Annotated in this window: 18 protein-coding genes and 1 riboswitch; of the genes, 17 read left to right on the top strand and 1 reads right to left on the bottom strand. The window is 29.6% G+C overall.

The annotated features are described in order from the left end of the window. Positions 1-47: 47 nt before the first annotated feature. From ACO409_RS05490 to cobA, 9 genes are all read left to right on the top strand, one after another. Entirely contained in the window at positions 48-791 is a 744-nt protein-coding gene (locus ACO409_RS05490) for a hypothetical protein (protein WP_485555575.1), read from the top strand. Between the two features lie 95 nt (positions 792-886). Then, complete coding sequence (cobD, locus tag ACO409_RS05495) at positions 887-1,993, top strand: threonine-phosphate decarboxylase CobD (protein WP_485555577.1); 1,107 nt, start codon at positions 887-889, stop codon at positions 1,991-1,993. A gap of 164 nt (positions 1,994-2,157) precedes the next feature. Beyond that, a complete protein-coding gene (locus ACO409_RS05500) occupies positions 2,158-2,877 on the top strand; it encodes a hypothetical protein (protein ID WP_485555579.1) in 720 nt (239 codons plus the stop codon). Between the two features lie 358 nt (positions 2,878-3,235). Next, positions 3,236-4,495: an AAA family ATPase gene (locus ACO409_RS05505; RefSeq protein WP_485555581.1), complete on the top strand. Its 1,260-nt coding sequence runs from the start codon at positions 3,236-3,238 to the stop codon at positions 4,493-4,495. 11 nt (positions 4,496-4,506) lie between these two features. Then, positions 4,507-4,854 (top strand): hypothetical protein, encoded by a 348-nt coding sequence (locus ACO409_RS05510; RefSeq protein ID WP_485555583.1) that lies wholly within the window; start codon positions 4,507-4,509, stop codon positions 4,852-4,854. Then, a complete protein-coding gene (locus ACO409_RS05515) occupies positions 4,832-5,239 on the top strand; it encodes a hypothetical protein (protein ID WP_485555585.1) in 408 nt (135 codons plus the stop codon). Before ACO409_RS05510 ends, ACO409_RS05515 begins: the two co-directional genes overlap by 23 nt. 104 nt (positions 5,240-5,343) lie before the next feature. Continuing rightward, positions 5,344-6,384, top strand: coding sequence for a glutamyl-tRNA reductase (hemA, locus tag ACO409_RS05520; RefSeq protein ID WP_485555587.1), 1,041 nt, complete (start codon positions 5,344-5,346; stop codon positions 6,382-6,384). Then, positions 6,381-7,346, top strand: coding sequence for a hydroxymethylbilane synthase (gene hemC / locus ACO409_RS05525; RefSeq protein WP_485555589.1), 966 nt, complete (start codon positions 6,381-6,383; stop codon positions 7,344-7,346). Before hemA ends, hemC begins: the two co-directional genes overlap by 4 nt. Continuing rightward, a complete protein-coding gene (gene cobA, locus ACO409_RS05530; RefSeq protein ID WP_485555591.1) occupies positions 7,333-8,820 on the top strand; it encodes a uroporphyrinogen-III C-methyltransferase in 1,488 nt (495 codons plus the stop codon). Before hemC ends, cobA begins: the two co-directional genes overlap by 14 nt. Positions 8,821-9,229: 409 nt before the next feature. On the opposite strand, the gene ACO409_RS05535 is transcribed toward cobA, so the two are convergent. Then, on the bottom strand, positions 9,230-10,453 hold the full coding sequence (locus tag ACO409_RS05535) for a S1C family serine protease (protein ID WP_485555593.1): 1,224 nt from the start codon (positions 10,451-10,453) through the stop codon (positions 9,230-9,232). Positions 10,454-10,791: 338 nt separating this feature from the next. Here ACO409_RS05535 and ffh point away from each other — a divergent pair, with 338 nt between their 5' ends. The 8 genes from ffh (at position 10,792) to ACO409_RS05575 (ending at position 17,920) form a co-directional block, all read left to right on the top strand. Next, a complete protein-coding gene (gene ffh / locus ACO409_RS05540; protein WP_485555595.1) occupies positions 10,792-12,129 on the top strand; it encodes a signal recognition particle protein in 1,338 nt (445 codons plus the stop codon). 38 nt (positions 12,130-12,167) lie between these two features. Continuing rightward, positions 12,168-12,659 (top strand): hypothetical protein, encoded by a 492-nt coding sequence (locus tag ACO409_RS05545; RefSeq protein ID WP_485555597.1) that lies wholly within the window; start codon positions 12,168-12,170, stop codon positions 12,657-12,659. A 280-nt stretch (positions 12,660-12,939) separates the two neighbouring features. Beyond that, positions 12,940-13,683 (top strand): sirohydrochlorin cobaltochelatase, encoded by a 744-nt coding sequence (locus tag ACO409_RS05550; RefSeq protein WP_485555599.1) that lies wholly within the window; start codon positions 12,940-12,942, stop codon positions 13,681-13,683. A 28-nt stretch (positions 13,684-13,711) separates the two neighbouring features. Beyond that, positions 13,712-13,894: riboswitch (cobalamin riboswitch) on the top strand. Between the two features lie 195 nt (positions 13,895-14,089). Continuing rightward, positions 14,090-14,797 (top strand): energy-coupling factor ABC transporter permease, encoded by a 708-nt coding sequence (locus tag ACO409_RS05555; RefSeq protein WP_485555601.1) that lies wholly within the window; start codon positions 14,090-14,092, stop codon positions 14,795-14,797. Beyond that, positions 14,797-15,099, top strand: a complete 303-nt coding sequence (locus ACO409_RS05560; protein WP_485555603.1) for an energy-coupling factor ABC transporter substrate-binding protein — start codon at positions 14,797-14,799, stop codon at positions 15,097-15,099. The genes ACO409_RS05555 and ACO409_RS05560 overlap by 1 nt, the downstream gene beginning before the upstream one ends. Continuing rightward, on the top strand, positions 15,086-15,778 hold the full coding sequence (locus tag ACO409_RS05565; protein ID WP_485555605.1) for a CbiQ family ECF transporter T component: 693 nt from the start codon (positions 15,086-15,088) through the stop codon (positions 15,776-15,778). The genes ACO409_RS05560 and ACO409_RS05565 overlap by 14 nt, the downstream gene beginning before the upstream one ends. After that, entirely contained in the window at positions 15,771-16,577 is an 807-nt protein-coding gene (locus tag ACO409_RS05570) for an energy-coupling factor ABC transporter ATP-binding protein (protein ID WP_485555607.1), read from the top strand. The genes ACO409_RS05565 and ACO409_RS05570 overlap by 8 nt, the downstream gene beginning before the upstream one ends. Further along, a complete protein-coding gene (locus ACO409_RS05575; RefSeq protein WP_485555609.1) occupies positions 16,574-17,920 on the top strand; it encodes a cobyrinic acid a,c-diamide synthase CobB in 1,347 nt (448 codons plus the stop codon). The genes ACO409_RS05570 and ACO409_RS05575 overlap by 4 nt, the downstream gene beginning before the upstream one ends. Positions 17,921-17,950 lie beyond the last annotated feature (30 nt).

A 17,950-nucleotide genomic window follows, 5' to 3' on the forward strand; every position in this document is an offset into this window, starting at 1 on the left:
GAAAATTTATGGTTTTCACCAAATGAAATCAGAGAATATGTAATTAAATGATTAAAAATTTTCAAAAATGTTTTGCTGAAATTAAAGACATCGAAATGAAAAAACTATATAGTGAATTTTTAGGAGATTTAGAAAAAATGAAGAGTGAATATGATAAAAATAATGATGAATTAGTAGAAAGATATAAAAACGAAAATTTAGAAATTTATAATTATAAAGGAATAACATTAGGAGATAGCATAGAAAAAATTTATCCTCTTATGAAAATTTATCATACAGAGTATCGTAAAAATGACAGAAGAGAAAGATATAACTTAATAATGGAAATAGAAAATTCATATATTCACATAGATATATATTCAAGAAAAGTAGTAGAAATAGAAATCTATGATGAAAATTATTTATTAGGCGAATTTAAAGTTGGAAGTGAGATGACAACTGAATTATGTGAAAAATATGATCTTTTAGATGTAGATGATGTAGATACAGGGGAAATATATTATTATCCTGAAAAAGGTTTTATGCACGCAGAATTTTGTGTAAACCCTGAAGATGTTATATCAAAAATAAATAAAATAACTTTTTCCATATATGTAGAAACTCCTTCAGAAAATAATGTGGAAGATGCTTTAAAAGCCAAAAAGATAGAAGATATTTACTATTCACTATATAATTTTGGAGAAATAGAAATAGAAATTGAAAATAAGGAAATTATTGGAAAATTAGAAGGAAGCATATTTACATTTGATTTATTGAGCGGTAATTTAAAAAATATTGAAATTAAAAAATAAGAAGTTGAAATAAAAATGAATTTGATTTTAAAGAAAATTCAGACTAAATAGTTAATATATTTTTATTAGTATAAGTTTTATATAAGGAGACAAAAATGGATTTTCATGGAGGAAATGTTTATAAAATATTCAGGGAAAAAAATATCAAAGAAATATTGGATTTTAGTTCAAATATAAATCCGTATGGAGTTCCTGAAAGTTTGAAGCAAAAAATTATTGAAAATATTGGGATTCTTGAGAAATATCCTGATCCTGATTATGTAGAATTGCGAAAAAAATTGGCACAGTTAAATATGGTTGATATTTCAAATATTACTGTTGGAAATGGGGCAACAGAATCAATATTTTTGTTTATAAAAGTGTTAAAGCCAAAAAAAGTATTAATTGTGTCGCCTACTTTTGGGGAATATGAAAGGGCAGTAAGGGCATGTGAAAATTCTGAAAATCAGAAAACTGGAATTGAATATTTTGAACTGGAAGAAAAAGATGAGTTTAGGCTTAATATAAAAAAATTAAAAAAAGAACTTGAGAAAAAATATGATTTAATAATAATTTGCAATCCGAATAATCCAACTGGAAAATTTTTAAGATTGGCTGAAACAGAGGAAATCTTGATAGAATGTAATAAATATAATACGAAGTTATTTGTTGATGAGGCATTTATCGAATTTTTGGAAGATGGGCTAAAGGAAAGCGTTGTAAACAGTAGAGAAAATAAGAAAAATTTGTTTGTGACTCGTGCATTTACAAAATTTTTTGCTATTCCAGGATTACGTTTGGGATATGGAATTTATTTTGACAAAAATTTGGAAAAGAAAATCGCTGAAAAAAAAGAACCATGGAGCGTGAATAATATCGCTGAAATGGCTGGAATAACAGTGCTTGATGATACAGAATACATAGAAAAGACATTAAACTGGATAACAAAAGAAAAAAAATACATGTATGAAAAACTAAGTGAAATTTCAGGAATAAAGCCTTATAAAACTGAAGTAAACTTTATTTGTGTAAAAATAAAAGATAAACTAATTTTTAAAGGGCTGAATGTGAAAAAGTTGCGAGAAAAAATAATGGAAGAAGGAATTTTGATAAGGGATGCATCTAACTTTAGGTTTTTAGATGAAAGATTTTTTAGGCTGGCAATTAAGGACAGAAAGAGTAATGATAGGGTTATTGAGGTTTTGAGAAAAGTTTTAGAATAAAAAATAGGTAATTGCAAAAGTAAACTAACTAATGTTGCAAGGGGTCTTGATTCCTTGTCAGAGAGCAAAAAAAAGAAAAAAATTAAAAATTTTAGAATACTGTATTTATCAGAATTTTTAGACTTTTACAAATAGTTAGAATAGAAAAGAAAGGAATGTTATTTATGAAAAGGAAATTATTGTTTACTTTGTCATTGTTTTTAATTTTCTCAATTTTTTCTTTTGGGGGAAATTTTCCTGAAAAGGCAAAAAATATAGATGGATTCATTCCAAAAGGCTGGAAAACTGTTCTTTCGGCTAAAGGAGATTTAAATAATGATAAGCTTGAAGATGTTGCCATCATTATCGAAAAAACTGATAAGGCAAATATTGTAAAAAACGAGAATCTTGGCTCTGAATATTTAAACTTAAATCCAAGAATACTTTTGGTTTTATTCAAGCAAAAAAATGGAAGCTATATTTTGGCAGGCAAGAATGATAAAGGTTTTATCAAAAGCGAAGGAAATAAGGAAAGTCCAGCTCTTATGGATACTTTAGACAGCATTAGCATAAAAAATAATATTTTAAAAATTAAACTTAATTATTTTTTAAGTGCGGGAAGCTGGTCTGTAACACAAAATACCTACACTTTTAGATTTCAAAATCAAAAGCTTGAACTTATTGGATTTGACAATAATTCATTTATGAGAAATTCTGGCGATCAAGAGGAACTTAGCATTAATTTTTCAACTAACAAAGTAAAAATCACTACTGGCGGAAATATTTTTGATGAAAAGGCAAATAAACCTAAGGAGGAATGGAAAACTGTTAATATTAAGAAAAAATATGTGTTAGATGAGATGACAAGCGATATAGTCGGTGAGATTATGAAATATATTTATTAGTATTTTAAATAGGGAATTCTTATGACTTATAAGATATTCCCTATTATTTTATTTTGTTATAATTAATATTAAATTGAATTGACAAAAAATGGAAAAGTTAATAGAATGTAAGTAGGCAACAATTTACGGGGCAGAAGGAGTATAAAATTTAGATGAATAATTTATTTAATCAGAAAATACTGGCTAAAAAAGCTGAAGAAGAAGTGGATTTGAGCAAGCATAATTTATTTGAAAGAAGAAAAGCATTGGATAAGTAGAGAAAAACAAGAAAATTACATGTAAAAAAATATTGTATTTGCTGAATTTTTTAGACTTTTACAAATGATTATAAGCAGATAAAAGAAAGGAGCAACCACAAATGAAAATAAAAAATATTCACATAAAAGAATACAACGGACTTGAAAATTTAGATATAAATTTTGAGTCAGAAGGAAAAGTGTTGGATTTGATAGTTCTGGCTGGGATTAATGGGAGTGGAAAAACTAGAGTATTGGAAAGTATTCGTTATTGGTTTGAAATGTTTAGAAGCAAAGCTGTTAATGTGGAATTATTCTATGAAAAGAATGAAAGAGAAGTATTGGAAAGTCTTATGAATAGTGAAAGATTGACAGAAACTGAAAAAGAATTGCAAAAAGATATTGAATTTACAGATTGTTTGAGAAATATAAAATTTTATAATGATGATTGTAAAAATAATAAATTTGAAAATAAAAATTCCAAAATAATAAGTAAAAGTTTTGAAAAGTTAAAAATATTTCCAAAATTAATTTATGTTCCAACAGAGATTAATTTTGAGGAAATTAAGAAAGCGCAAACTAATTTGAAGAAAGAATATAGGTTTATTAATATTGTGGATTCACATGAAATTAAAGATATTCCGTCGTATATTGCGACACGGATTTCAAAAGTTGCAAATGAAGAAGAAAATTTGACGATGGGACAAGTCAGAAAAAAAGTTTTTGCGGAAATTAATGGAATTTTTGAAATTTTGGAGTTGGATGTGAAACTTTCAGAAATATCGAAAGATGAGAATAGTATGCCGATTTTTACTGATTCTAGCGGAAAAAAATTTGGAATAAATGAACTTTCTTCTGGGGAAAAGCAGTTATTTTTACGGACTTTGGCGATAAAAATGCTGGAGCCTGAAAATTCCATAATTATGATTGATGAGCCTGAATTGTCGTTACATCCGAAATGGCAGCAAAAAATTGTTGATGTTTATAGAAAAATTGGTAAAAATAACCAGATAATTTTGGCAACACATTCTCCACATATTTTAGGAAGTGTGGAAAAAGAGAATATAATTTTATTAATAAAAAATCGAGATGGAAATATAGAGACTAGACTTGGGAAAGAATTTGGTAATTCGTATGGACAGACTATGGAAAGAATACTGGAAGATATAATGGGGCTTGAAACAGATAGAAATCCTAGTGTGTACGAACTGCTTAACCAAGTAAAAGAAATGGTTAAGAACGATAATTATGAAAGTTCTGAATTTGAGAGAAAATACAATAAAATAAAAGATATTTTAGGAGAAGATGATAGGGATTTATTTTTAGTGGATATGGATTTGCAAGTGAAGAAGAGGGAGAAAGTTTTTTTTATTAGTAATTAAGCATAAGGAGAGTGATTAAGATTGATAATTTAGTAAAATTAATTGTTGAAATTTATAAAAATTCAGATTTAAAAATAACTATTTCAAGCATTATTATGTCAATAGTGTTATTTCTTATTTATTTATTTTTTCATAGCAAACCTTCTATAAAAGATATAGAAATAAAATTAGAAAAAGAACACTTAGAGGAAATAGAAAAACTTAAAAATAATATATTGGAATTAAATAAACAAATATTTACTATTAAAGAAGAGAGAGATGATTTAAAATTTGAATTGACAGTATATAGAGCTGTTGAAAAATCTGAAAATCGAAGAACAATACAAGGAGGCAACGATGGAAATAGGAAAAATCGTTAAAATAATAGATCCGTATAATGTAATTATTAATTTGGGATATAAAAATAGTATTACAGAGGATACTTTATTAGAAATTTATGAAATAGGTCCTGAGATAAAAGATGAGGAAAGTAATTATGGTAGACTTGATATAATAAAAGCTACAATAAAACCAAAAATGATATCAGAAAAAGTTTCTTTATGTACAAATAATGAATTTTATTTAAAGAGAATTGTTAAAACTCCTCTTCAGAAACTATTAAATACAATTAATGCTAATGAAACTGAAGAAATAGAAGAAATCGCTCCATTGAAAATAGCGGAAATTAGTAAAGATATTGTATTAAATTTAAAAGAAGCTGAAAAAATAAAAATAGGAGATTTAGTTAGAATAAAAAAATCTTAAAAACTAATATTATTTATCATATACTATATTAAATAAATAAATTTATATGTATTATGATAAAACTAAAAATATTTGCTAAAAAAGAAAAATTGGAGAGAGAAAAAATGAATGAAAATTTAGTAAAAAATTTTTATATTCTAAGTTTTAGTTATAAAAATTTGAGTTTGGAAGAAAGGGAAAAGTTTGTAAAAGAAGGGTACAAAAATATTTTGGGGGAGTATTTGGAGAAGAGGATTGTAAAGGGGTATGTGGCTGTTGAAACTTGTTTGAGGGTGGAGATTTATTTGGATGTTAGTAAGGAATTTGAAATTGAAGAGTTAAAAAGGAATCTTAGGGTTGAAAAAACAAGAATTTATAAGGGAGCTGAGGCTATATATTATTTGCTACGTGTGATCTGTGGGCTGGATTCAATAATAAAGGGAGAAGACCAGATTCTTGTGCAGCTTAAAAAGGCTTATTTTGATGCTCTTGATAAAAATATTACGTCTTCTTTTTTGAATATAATGTTTAATCAGGCGATAGAAACTGGGAAAAGGTTTAGAGCGGAAAGCAGAATAAATGAGAAAAATATTTCACTTGATTCGATAGCTGTAAAATTTATAAGAACAAAATTTGAGAGTCTTGAAAATAAAAAGATATTTGTAATTGGAGTGGGAGATTTGAGTCAGTCGATTCTTGCACTTCTTCACAAAATGAACAATTGCCATTTGACGATGACAAATAGAAGTTTGCGACGATCAATTGAATTGCAGAAAGTGTATCCAGATGTTCAGACAGCGGGATTTAATGAGAAATATAATATTATAAAAAATATGGATATTGTAATAAGTGCCACTTCTGCACCGCATTTGATTCTTGAAAAAGATAAAATTAAAGATATTTTGAATGATGGGAGAAAAAGATTTTTTCTTGATTTGGCAGTTCCTAGAGATATTGAAATGAGTATTGGGGAATTTGAAAATGTTTCACTTTATCATTTGGAGGATATTTGGGATGAATATAATAAAAATGTGGAAAAACGGGATGAAATTGTGGAAAAGTATTTTTACATTATTGAGGAGCAGTTAAAAAAAATAGCGGAAAAACTTGAAAAAAGAAGAAAATATATAAATCATAAAAATATTGAAATGGGTGAAAATGGATGAAATCGAATAAAATAATTATTGGAACGAGAGGAAGCATTTTGGCACTTGCACAGGCGGAAAAAGTGAAAGAAATGCTGATTGGAAAATATGATGAATTAAGGGAAAATAAGGCTCTTTTTGAAATCAAAGGATTTGATGTAAGGAAATCGCTAGAAATAGAACTGAAAGTCATAGTTACAAAGGGAGACAAGGACTTGCGAGATTTTACAAAAATAAAAGGAACAGCACAAAAAGATTTGTTTGTGAAGGAAATTGAAAAGGAAATGCTGGAAAATAAAATAGATTTGGCGGTACATTCGTTAAAGGATATGCCACAGAACACTCCAGAAGGGCTTTTGAATGCATGTTTTCCAATGAGGGAAGATAACCGTGATGTGCTTGTTTCAAAAAATGGGAAAAAATTAAAAGAACTTGACGAAAATTCTGTAATTGGGACAGGGAGCATAAGACGGGAAAAGGAGATTTTGAATTTGCGAAATGATGTAGAAATAAAAGCAATTCGTGGGAATATTCACACAAGGCTAAAAAAACTTGATGAAGGGGAATATGATGCGATTGTGCTGGCTGCGGCTGGATTGAAAAGAGTTGGACTGGAAAAAAGAATTACTGAATATTTTGATGCAGATTCTTTTATGCCAGCACCAGGACAAGGAATTTTGTGTATTCAATGCAGGGAAAATGATAATAAAATACGGCATCTTCTTGAAATTATAAATGATGATGAAGTTACAATGATGTGTGAAGCTGAAAGGGAGTTTTCAAAAATTTTTGATGGAGGCTGCCATACTCCGATAGGCTGTTCATCAGTTATTGAAGGAAATACATTAAAATTAAAGGGAATGTTTAATGATAATGGAAACAGAATATTAAAAGAAGTTGAAGGAAATAAGGAAAATCCGAAGGAAATTGCACAAAAATTGGCTGAAGAAATAAAAAAGGAGCTGAAAAATGAGAAAAGGTAAAGTTTATATCGCAGGAGCAGGCTGTGGAGATGAAGGGCTTATAACTTTAAAATTGAAAAACGTGATAGAAAAAGCTGACTGCATTGTTTACGACAGGCTTGTAAATAAAAATATCTTACAGTATGTAAAGTCTGATGTAGAACTGATTTATATGGGAAAAGAAAATACTGCTGGAGGAAAATTGCAGGCGGAAATAAATAAAAAACTTGTGGAAAAAGGTAAAGAGGGCCTTTTAGTATTGAGATTAAAGGGAGGAGATCCTTTTGTATTTGGACGAGGCGGAGAGGAAATAGAGGCATTAGTCGCTGAAAATATAGATTTTGAGGTGATTCCAGGGATAACTTCTTCAATTGCTGTGCCAGCTTATGCTGGAATTCCTGTAACTCATAGAGGAATTAATACTTCATTTCATGTATTTACTGGACATACGAAATTTAACGGAACAGAACTTGATTTTTCAGTTATTGCAAAATTGGAAGGAACTTTGGTTTTTTTAATGGGATTAAGTAATCTTGAAAAAATAATAAAAAACTTGATAAATAATGGAAAAAATCCGAAAACACCAGTTGCAATAATAAAAGATGGAACTACGACAAGACAGAAAACTTATACAGGAACATTGGAAACAATAGTAAATACAGTAAAAGAACATAATGTAAAATCGCCTGCCATTATTTTGATTGGGGAAGTGGTGAATTTACGGGAAAAAATGAAATGGTTTGAGAATAAGCCACTATTTGGAAAAAATATTCTTATTACAAGAAATAAGGAAAAACAGAGGGATATATCAAATAAAATAAATGAACTTGGCGGACAGACTTTGAGCCTTCCATTTATTAATATAGAATATGTCGATTTTGAAATGCCTGATTTGAAGGAATATAGCACTCTTCTATTTAACAGTATAAATTCTGTTATTGGATTTATGAAAAAAGTTAAGGATATTCGTGCTTTGGGAAATGTAAAAATAGGGGTCGTGGGAGAAAAGACGGCTCAAGAAATTGAAAAATATAAAATAATTCCAGATTTTTATCCAAAAGAATATACGGTAGAAAGGCTGGCTAGTGAGAGTGTGAATTTTACTAAGGAAGGAGAAAAAATACTGTTTATAGTATCTGATATTTCTCCAGTAAATGAAAAAAAATATTCAGATTTATACAATCGAAATTACGAAAAACTTGTAGTGTATAAAACTCAGAAAGTTAAAGCAGAAAAGGAAAAAGCTGAAAAATACATAAAAGAAAGCGACATTTTAATGTTTTTAAGCTCGTCAACCTTTAAAGCCTTTGCTGACAGCATAAACTTGAGTGAAAATGAAGAAATAAAAGAAATTCTGAAAAATAAGGTTATTGCTTCGATTGGTCCTGTTACTACAAAAACTATTGAAAAATATGGATTGAAAGTAGTGATAGAGCCGCAAAAATATACTGAGGAAGGATTATTTGAGAAAATTTTGACATTTGTTACTTGTTAAAAAATAAAAGTAAAATTCTATAGTAATTAATTTGATAATTTTGTTAAAGAAATAAAATTTAATTATTAGATATGTTCGATAACCTAAGTTTTTTTATCTATACAAGGGGTCAAGACCCCTTGCTTCAAGATATTTATTTTATTAAATTCTAAGTTTGTATAGTTATCGAACAGGTCTATTCTCTGTTTAAAAAGCGAATATCTATTTTGATTATCTAAAAGAAAATATTTGGGTTAATCTACTAAAATATATTCATTATTCAAATGGGGTTTAGTATAATATTAAAATTATAACACAAAAAAAGTTCTAGTCAATAAAGATTAGAACTTTCTTTTTTTGTTTTATGAAAACTTTGTGATTGTTTTTTATACAAAAATGTTATGTTATTTTTTTCAATTAATATTTTTTATTATCTATTAAATTGTTCTTGCTGCTGTTGTTGTTGTTGCTGCAAAATATATTGTTGTTGGATGGCATTTGGAGTTTTAGCAAGAGTTACTGATATTTCTATTGGTTTTCCATTTCTGGATATAGTTAATTTTACTGATTGTCCTACTTTTTTAGCAGCTATTTCTCCAACAAATGCACCTGCAGAATCTACTTCTTTTCCATCAACAGCTGTGATAACATCATTTTTTGTTATTTTTGCTGCAGCAGCTGGGCCATTTGGAACAGTACCGGCAACAAATACTCCGTTTGAAGATTTTAGGTTAAGAGCCTTTGCCTTTTCTGCATCTAAGTTTCCTAAGTAGATACCAATGTATGGTTTTTCAAATTTACCAGTTGCGATAATTGAATCTTTTACAGTCATTACTAAGTTTGCTGGAATTGCAAATCCTATTCCTACACTTCCTCCACTTTGTGAATAAATGGCTGTATTTACTCCGATAACCTTTCCTGATATGTCAATTAATGGACCTCCACTATTTCCTTGATTAATTGCAGCATCAGTTTGAATGAAGTTTTCAATTTCTTCAATTCCAAGTGAACTACGTCCAGCAGCACTTACGATTCCGACAGTCATTGAATCATTTAATCCTAATGGATTTCCAAAAGCAATTGACCATTGTCCAATTTGGACTTGATCTGAATTTGCAAATTCTAATGGTTTAAATGTTTCATTTGAATCTATTTTCAATACGGCAATATCAACTTCAGGCGAAGTTCCTACGAGCTTTGTTTTATATTCACGTCCGTTTGAAAATTTTACATAAATTTCATCTGCACCATCAATAACGTGATTATTTGTAACAATATATCCATCTTTTGAAACTACAAATCCTGAACCAAGCGAACCAGATTCACGTTTTTCCTGACCTCCAGAACTTCCAAATAGCAATTCTTCAAGTGGATTATAGGTATTAACTGTTACAGTTTTTTTTGTTCTTATATTTACAATTGAATCTTTAACGCTGTTATGAACACTTACAAAGGCATCTTGTGTTTGTGCTGCATTTTTAGTGTATTTTGGCAGATCTTCTGGTGAAATCGTTTTTTGCTGTTCAGTATTTGATAGATTGCTTGTATTTACTGAATTGTTGTCATTTTTGTTAGAACAGCTTAAAACTAAAAATAACATTGAAAGTAAAGCAAGTTTTTTGTTTTTCTTTTTTATAAAATTCATTTTTTTCATATTTAATTACCTCGTTTCTATTATCTGAACCTCCCACGACTAAAGTCACAGAGTCCTTATTCCCTCTAAAGGATTGGGTATATTTTAGTGAATAAAAGTTTTTTATTCTTATGATTTTTATTTGAATTTCATTTATTTAGTAATATTTTTTGTAAATTTATAAATATTTTACTAGATAAATTTAAAATTTTTTCAATCAAATAGGAATTTTTAGCTTTGTAAACTCTATTTCTTTATCTTGTTTTTTCTCCTATAATATGTTATCCTATATTCAGCAAAATTAAAAAAATATACGAATAAATGTAAAACTAAAAAGATATAAAATAAGGAGATTAATAATGTTTAATAATTTGGGAGATAGATTTAAAGATATATTTAAAAAGGTCAGCGGCCAGGGAAAGTTGACTGAAAGTAATATGAAAGATGCTTTAAGGGAAGTGCGTTTGGCATTGCTTGAGGCAGATGTAAATTATGGTGTAGCTAAAAATTTTGTGGCTAAAATTCGTGAAAAGGCATTGGGAGAAAAGGTTATTAGCGGAGTTAATCCAACACAGCAATTTATTAAAATCGTAAATGATGAGCTTGTGGAAGTGCTTGGAGGATCAAATGTTTCAATCGCTAAAAGTGAGAAAAATCCTACTATTGTAATGCTTTCTGGACTTCAAGGGGCTGGGAAAACTACATTTTCTGGAAAATTGGCTAAACATTTGAAATCAAAAGGGGAAAAGCCATTTTTAATTGGAGCAGATGTTTATAGACCTGCTGCTAAAAAGCAAATAAAAGTATTGGGAGAGCAAGTAAAAGTTCCAGTATTTACAATTGATGAAAGTACAGATGCACTAGAAATTGTAAAACAGGGGATAGAGGCTTCAAAGGCGGAGCATGCAACTTATGTGATTATTGATACGGCAGGAAGACTGCATATTGATGAACAGCTTATGCATGAATTGCAAGAAATAAAGGACAGTTTTAACCCAAATGAGATTTTGCTTGTTGTTGATGGAATGACTGGGCAAGATGCGGTTAATGTGGCAAAGGAATTTAATGAACAGCTTGATATTACTGGAGTTGTACTTACAAAGCTGGATGGAGATACTCGTGGAGGAGCGGCTCTTTCGGTAAAGGAAGTTGCAGGAAAGCCAATTAAATTCATAAGTGAAGGGGAAAAGCTAGATGACATTGCACCGTTTCATCCTGATAGGCTTGCTTCACGTATTCTTGGAATGGGGGATGTTGTTTCGCTTGTGGAAAAGGCACAAGAAGCCATTGATGAAAAAGAAGCCAAGAAAATGGAGGAAAAATTTAGAAAGAACCAGTTTGACTTTGAAGATTTTTTGAAGCAATTTAAAATGATAAGAAAAATGGGATCAATTGCAGGAATTATGAAAATGATACCAGGAGTTGACACAAGCATGATTGACATGGGGATGGCTGAAAAGGAAATGAAAAAAGTTGAAGCAATCATTTTTTCAATGACGATTCAGGAAAGACGTGATCCAAAACTTCTAAAAAATGGAAGCCGTAAAATGAGAATTGCTAAAGGAAGCGGAGTTCAAGTAAATGATGTAAATAAATTGATAAAACAATTTGAACAAATGAAGCAAATGATGAAAATGTTTAATAGTGGCGGCATTCCAGGACTTGGTGGAGGATTTATGAAAGGAAGAAGAAAATAAAATTAATATTTTATAAAATAAGAAAGGTGGAATTAATGATGAAAAAATTAATTTTAGGATTGTTTATTATTTTTGGGACACTTTCATTTTCAGCTTTTGACAAAGTTGTAGTTGGAATTGTTAATGACAATTATGAAAGTCCAGTAATATCAGGAACTTTAAATAGAGGAGGACTTGCCAATTTAATTTTTGGAATGAAAAAGGATGGGGATTTTGCAAAACAAATGTATCAAAATCTTTCAGGTGCAGATAAAATTGAATTTATTATAGAAAAAAAAGATGAATCAGCACTTCTTAGCCTTTTGAAATTATTTGAAAAAAGAAAATATAAAGGTCAGATGGAAATAACAGAAGTGGCATCTTCAGAAAATAAAAATATACGTCAAATTTCTGAAAAAAATAGCTGGACTTATAATGTTTATCCTTTCGCACGTGAAATATCAGGAACTGTAAAAATTTCAGGAAATGATATGAGCAAAGGGGAATTTATAGAAGGTCTGTTTCAAGATGTAAAATCAAAATTAAAATAATTTTATGAAAATTTAACAATATTTAGCAAGAAGTCTCCTTCTTCTATAAGTGGGAGATGAATTGCAGAATATAGCTTGAAATAACAGCTCTTATACGGTATAATACTCATAGTCAGGGCAGGGACTGCCCGAAGAGCTTGGTAAATATATTTGGCTAGCAAAAGCAGATACTTCCCAGGAAGCTCCCTCTTCTACAAGTGGGAGTAGTTCACGTTAAAGGCATGAAAATTTCAATGCCTTTTTTTATAAAAATATTAATTTGAAAGGAAAGAAAAAATAAATGAAAAAAGCTATTTTAGTAACTAGCTTTGGGACATCGCATAAAGATACACGAAAAAAATGTCTTGATTTAATCCAAAGGGAAGTAGAGGAAAAATATGGAAGTGAAAATGTGGAAAGAGCTTATACTTCAGGAATTATAAGACGAATAATAGAAAAAAATGAAGGAGTTCATATATTTGATCAGGAGGAAGGACTAAAAGTCTTAAAAGATAAAGGGTTTGAGGAAATAATAACAATGTCTTTGCATATTTTAGATGGAATTGAATATTCAAAACTTGATGACAAATTTGGAAAAATATCAAAACCGCTTTTGGCAGATGACAAGGATTTAAAAAAAATTGTAAACAATAAAGAATTTAATGATTTTGCGGGAAACGATGCTATTGTGCTTATGGGACACGGAACTGAAAATGCTGCAGATTGCATATACCAAAAATTGCAGGATGAGTATTTAAAAGCTGGAAAAGATAATATTTTTATAGCTACTGTTGAAGGGAAAGTGACTATTAAAGATATTGTTGAAAAAATGAAAGGAAAAGGTTTTAGAAATATATTATTAAAACCGCTTATGATAGTGGCTGGAGATCATGCAAAAAATGATATGTCTTCTGATAAAAAGGATTCGTGGAAGACAATATTAAAAAATGAAGGTTATAAAGTAACATCTGTTTTAAAAGGAATGGGAGAATACAAGTTTATTCGGGAAATGTTTATGGATAAGCTGAAAGATGTCTATATTTAGCTTGACAAATGTAGAAAAAGTAATATAATATTTATAGAGAATAATAGGTGTTTTGCAAACTTAATAAGGAAATCGGTTAAAATCCGATACAGCCCCCACTACTGTGAAACTGACGAAAGTATAAATAACCACTGAAATATTGTAAATATTTTGGGAAGGGTACGAGTAGAGTGAAGTTAGTCAGGAGACTTGCCTAATATTAATATATTATAGATTTTCTGGGAAGGGGAAATTTGATATACATCAGTAAATAAATCAATGGTGATTTGTTCCATTATGCATAGACTAAGCATACAGTTTGGTACAAAATGCTTAAATGGAAAATTTTGACGTATGTTAAATTCAGCTTTTAGCTGATTTTTTTTTAACTTGCCTAATACTAAAAAAAATTGTAGAAGGAGAAGATATGAAAAAGAGAACATTATTGTTTTTAGTTTTGACTAGCATGTTGCTAGTAGGTGTAAATGGTTATTCAATGCACATAATGGAAGGATTTTTACCAATAAATTGGGTTATTGTATGGTTTGTTGTGTGTATTCCGTTTTGGATTTTGGGGATAAAAAAACTTCAGGTTGTTTCTAAAGGAAGTGTTAAGGATAAAATGACACTTGCATTGGCAGGAGCATTTATTTTTGTGTTGTCAGCGTTAAAAATTCCATCAGTTACAGGAAGTTCATCACATCCGACAGGAGTGGGGCTTTCGGCTATTTTGTATGGACCATTTGTAACTTCAATTTTAGGGACAATTGTATTGATATTTCAAGCTGGATTGTTGGCTCATGGAGGGTTTACGACTCTTGGAGCAAATACGGCTTCAATGGCGATTGCTGGACCAATTGTTTCGTACTTGATTTATAAAGGGCTTGCTAAGAAGAATAGAGCAGTTGCAATATTTTTGGCAGCGGCAATAGGAGATCTTGCAACTTATGTTGTTACATCTTTTCAGTTGGCACTTGCGTATCCGTCGCCTCAAGGTGGAGTACTTGCTTCATTTATTAAATTTGGAATGGTATTTGCAGTAACTCAAATTCCACTTGCTATAATTGAAGGATTGCTTACAAATGTTGTAATGAATATACTTGAAAAATATGAAGTAAAAGGGGTGAAAGCATAATGGCAGAGAATAAAAATAAAAGTGTTTTTAAAAAGAATATTATTTTGATAGTTTTAATACTTTTAATAGGTGTCGTACCATTACTTCTTGTAAAATCTGAATTTGGTGGTTCAGATGATAAGGGAGAAGAAATGATTAAAACGATAAAACCTAATTACAAGCCTTGGGCTAAAAATTTAATAGAATTACCTGGAGAAGAAACAGAAAGTTTACTTTTTGCGTTACAGGCAGCACTAGGTGCAGGAATTGTAGGATATGTTTTAGGATATTTCAAAGGTGAAAGAAAAAATGCTAATAGATAAAATATCATATACGAATCCCATAAAAAATATTAATCCTGGAATAAAATTTACGTTGTCAATGATGACATTAGTATTTTTGCTTTACACGGGAAGTAAAGTAGTATTTATTTTTAATCTTACACTATTTAATTTACTTCTTTTATTTGTAGTAAAAGTGAAAGTGAAAGATTTACTAAAACTGAATTTTATTCCAGCTTTATTTATTTTAACAACTGTAATTTCATTATGGCTAATAAAGGCGGATATTTGGACATTTTTGTTACGTTCATTTTCGTCAATATCAGTAATTTATTTTCTTATTTGCTCAACACCAGTTGTAGATTTAGACTATATATTTGAAAAAATGAGATTTCCAAAAATTTTTAGAGAAATGTTTTTGTTGATTTATAGATATATTTTTTTGTTGTTTGAGAATAAGGAAAGACTCAAAAATGCACAGGAAGTAAGGCTTGGATACAGTAGTTTTAAAAATGGGATGAAATCATTTCCAATGTTAGTGGTAGCTATATTAAAAAAAACATATTACTATAATCTTAATTCTATAAAGGCTGTAGAATCAAGAATGGGGAAAGAATTTATTTTTTCTCATAGAAAATACAAAAAAATTGGATTTGAAACAATTTTTTTAATAATAATAATTGCAATAAACTTATATTTGGTGGTAAAATACAATGCTTAAACTTGAAAATATAACTTTTTCGTATGATAATGAAACTGAAGCGTTAAAAAATATAAATTTGGATATCGAAAAAGGAAAAAAAACATTATTTCTTGGAGAAAATGGCTCTGGGAAATCGACTTTATTTTTAATAATGAATGGACTTTTGAAAGCACAAAAAGGGGATATTTACTTTGAAGGGAAGAAGGTTAAACATAAAAAAAAGGATTTGGAGGAATTGAGAAGAAAAGTTGGAATAATTTTTCAAGATCCTGAAATACAGATTTTTGCTCCGTTAGTTTTTCAAGAAGTGGCTTATGGACCTGAAAATCTTGGATATTCTGAAGAAAAAGTAGAAGAAAATGTTAATAGAGCAATGAGGGAAATCAATATCGAAGATTTGAAGGACAGACCTTGTCATCACCTAAGTTACGGTCAGAAAAAACGGGTTTCAATAGCGGCGATTACGGCAATGGAGCCAGAATTGTTGATTCTAGACGAACCGACAGCTTGGCTGGATTCTAAAAATACAAGAAGAGTTTCTGAAATTTTGGATAATTTTTCCAAAGCTGGAAAAACTCTTGTGGTTTCGACACATGATACAGATTTTGCATATGAATTTGCTGACTATATTTATGTTCTTGATAAAGGGAAAATTGTAAGACAAGGTAGTAGAGACGAAGTTTTTGAGGATTTTGAATTTTTGAAAAAATTAAATTTGAATGTTCCAAATGTTTTGAAAATTAAAAGTTATCTTAAGTATAGAAATCTTGATGAAAATGATTATTGTAAATTTTTGGAGGAAAAAAATTTGTTATGAAAAAAATATTAATATCAGGAACGATGAGCGGGAGCGGTAAAACTACAGTAAGTAGTATTTTAATGTCTGCTTTGGAAAATGTAGCTCCTTTTAAGGTAGGACCAGATTACATTGATCCGACTCATCATGAAGTATTTACAGGACACCATTCACACAATTTGGATATTTTTATGACAGATGAAGAGTCTGTGAGACAGATATTTGAAATGTATTCGCAAGGCAGGGATATTTCTATTGTTGAGGGTGTTATGGGACTTTATGATGGAATTGGTAATGAAAAAGACAATTTTAGTACGGCTCATTTGGCGAGAGTACTTGATATTCCTGTGATTCTAGTTGTGAATGCTAAGGCGATTTCGACGAGTATTGCGGCAGAAGTTCTCGGATTTAAGATGTTTGATGAGAGAGTCAAGATAAAAGGAGTCATTATTAACAATGTTTCTTCGCAAAAATTGTACGAGAGCTTGAAGGAAGCAGTTGAGAAATATACAGGAATTGAGTGTTTGGGCTATGTTCCTAGAAATGAACTTCTTGCGACAGAGAGCCGACATTTAGGCTTGAAACAGGCTTTTGAAGAGGATAATGCAAGGAAACAGGAATTGTTCAAGGAAATTGCACAAAATTGCTTGAACTTGGATCGAATAAAAGAAATTGCACAGGAGTTTGAATCAAGTCGAAACATGGATAATTATGTGAAAATAAAACCTTTAAAAGATAAATTTAAAGGTAAAAGAGTGGCAATTGCTAGAGATGAAGCATTTTCGTTTTATTATGAGGCAAACATTGATTTGATGAAATTTTGTGGAGTAGAAATAGTTGAGTTCAGTCCAATTCGAGATAAAGAAATTCCTAAAAATACAGATTTTATCTATTTTGGTGGAGGTTATCCCGAATTATTTGCAAAAGAGTTAAGTGAAAATATTTCTATGAAAAACAGTATTGTTGAAGCGTGTAAAAATGGCGTGAGAATATTTGCTGAATGTGGCGGATTTATGTATTTAGCAAAAAAATTACATTTATTAAATGAAGAAATTTTTGATATGTGCGGAATTTTCAATATTGAAATTGGAATGAGAAAACGCTTAAATATTGGAAGGTTTGGGTATATCAATATTGAAACTGCAAATGGGATAAAATTGCGAGGACATGAATTTCATTATTCGGAAATTTTGGAAAATAATGAAGTAAGCGGGAATGACTCAAGAGGCTATTTTTATAATATTTACAAGAATAATGGGAAAGAATGGAAATGTGGATATATGAAAAATAATGCGATAGCCGGATATCCGCATATTCATTTTTATTCAAATGTGGAATTTCTTTCATTTTTGCTGGATATATAAAAAATGTAAAGTTTTTTTGATGTAAAATTG

This window comes from Leptotrichia sp. (assembly GCF_057270615.1).

Bases quoted from the DNA above. Each gene is read 5' to 3' on its own strand.
- ACO409_RS05490 (WP_485555575.1), top strand. From the start codon at position 48: ATGATTAAAAATTTTCAAAAATGTTTTGCTGAAATTAAAGACATCGAA.
- cobD (WP_485555577.1), top strand. From the start codon at position 887: ATGGATTTTCATGGAGGAAATGTTTATAAAATATTCAGGGAAAAAAAT.
- ACO409_RS05500 (WP_485555579.1), top strand. From the start codon at position 2,158: ATGAAAAGGAAATTATTGTTTACTTTGTCATTGTTTTTAATTTTCTCA.
- ACO409_RS05505 (WP_485555581.1), top strand. From the start codon at position 3,236: ATGAAAATAAAAAATATTCACATAAAAGAATACAACGGACTTGAAAAT.
- ACO409_RS05515 (WP_485555585.1), top strand. From the start codon at position 4,832: ATGGAAATAGGAAAAATCGTTAAAATAATAGATCCGTATAATGTAATT.
- hemA (WP_485555587.1), top strand. From the start codon at position 5,344: ATGAATGAAAATTTAGTAAAAAATTTTTATATTCTAAGTTTTAGTTAT.
- hemC (WP_485555589.1), top strand. From the start codon at position 6,381: ATGAAATCGAATAAAATAATTATTGGAACGAGAGGAAGCATTTTGGCA.
- cobA (WP_485555591.1), top strand. From the start codon at position 7,333: ATGAGAAAAGGTAAAGTTTATATCGCAGGAGCAGGCTGTGGAGATGAA.
- ACO409_RS05535 (WP_485555593.1), bottom strand. From the start codon at position 10,453: ATGAAAAAAATGAATTTTATAAAAAAGAAAAACAAAAAACTTGCTTTA.
- ffh (WP_485555595.1), top strand. From the start codon at position 10,792: ATGTTTAATAATTTGGGAGATAGATTTAAAGATATATTTAAAAAGGTC.
- ACO409_RS05545 (WP_485555597.1), top strand. From the start codon at position 12,168: ATGAAAAAATTAATTTTAGGATTGTTTATTATTTTTGGGACACTTTCA.
- ACO409_RS05550 (WP_485555599.1), top strand. From the start codon at position 12,940: ATGAAAAAAGCTATTTTAGTAACTAGCTTTGGGACATCGCATAAAGAT.
- ACO409_RS05555 (WP_485555601.1), top strand. From the start codon at position 14,090: ATGAAAAAGAGAACATTATTGTTTTTAGTTTTGACTAGCATGTTGCTA.
- ACO409_RS05560 (WP_485555603.1), top strand. From the start codon at position 14,797: ATGGCAGAGAATAAAAATAAAAGTGTTTTTAAAAAGAATATTATTTTG.
- ACO409_RS05565 (WP_485555605.1), top strand. From the start codon at position 15,086: ATGCTAATAGATAAAATATCATATACGAATCCCATAAAAAATATTAAT.
- ACO409_RS05570 (WP_485555607.1), top strand. From the start codon at position 15,771: ATGCTTAAACTTGAAAATATAACTTTTTCGTATGATAATGAAACTGAA.
- ACO409_RS05575 (WP_485555609.1), top strand. From the start codon at position 16,574: ATGAAAAAAATATTAATATCAGGAACGATGAGCGGGAGCGGTAAAACT.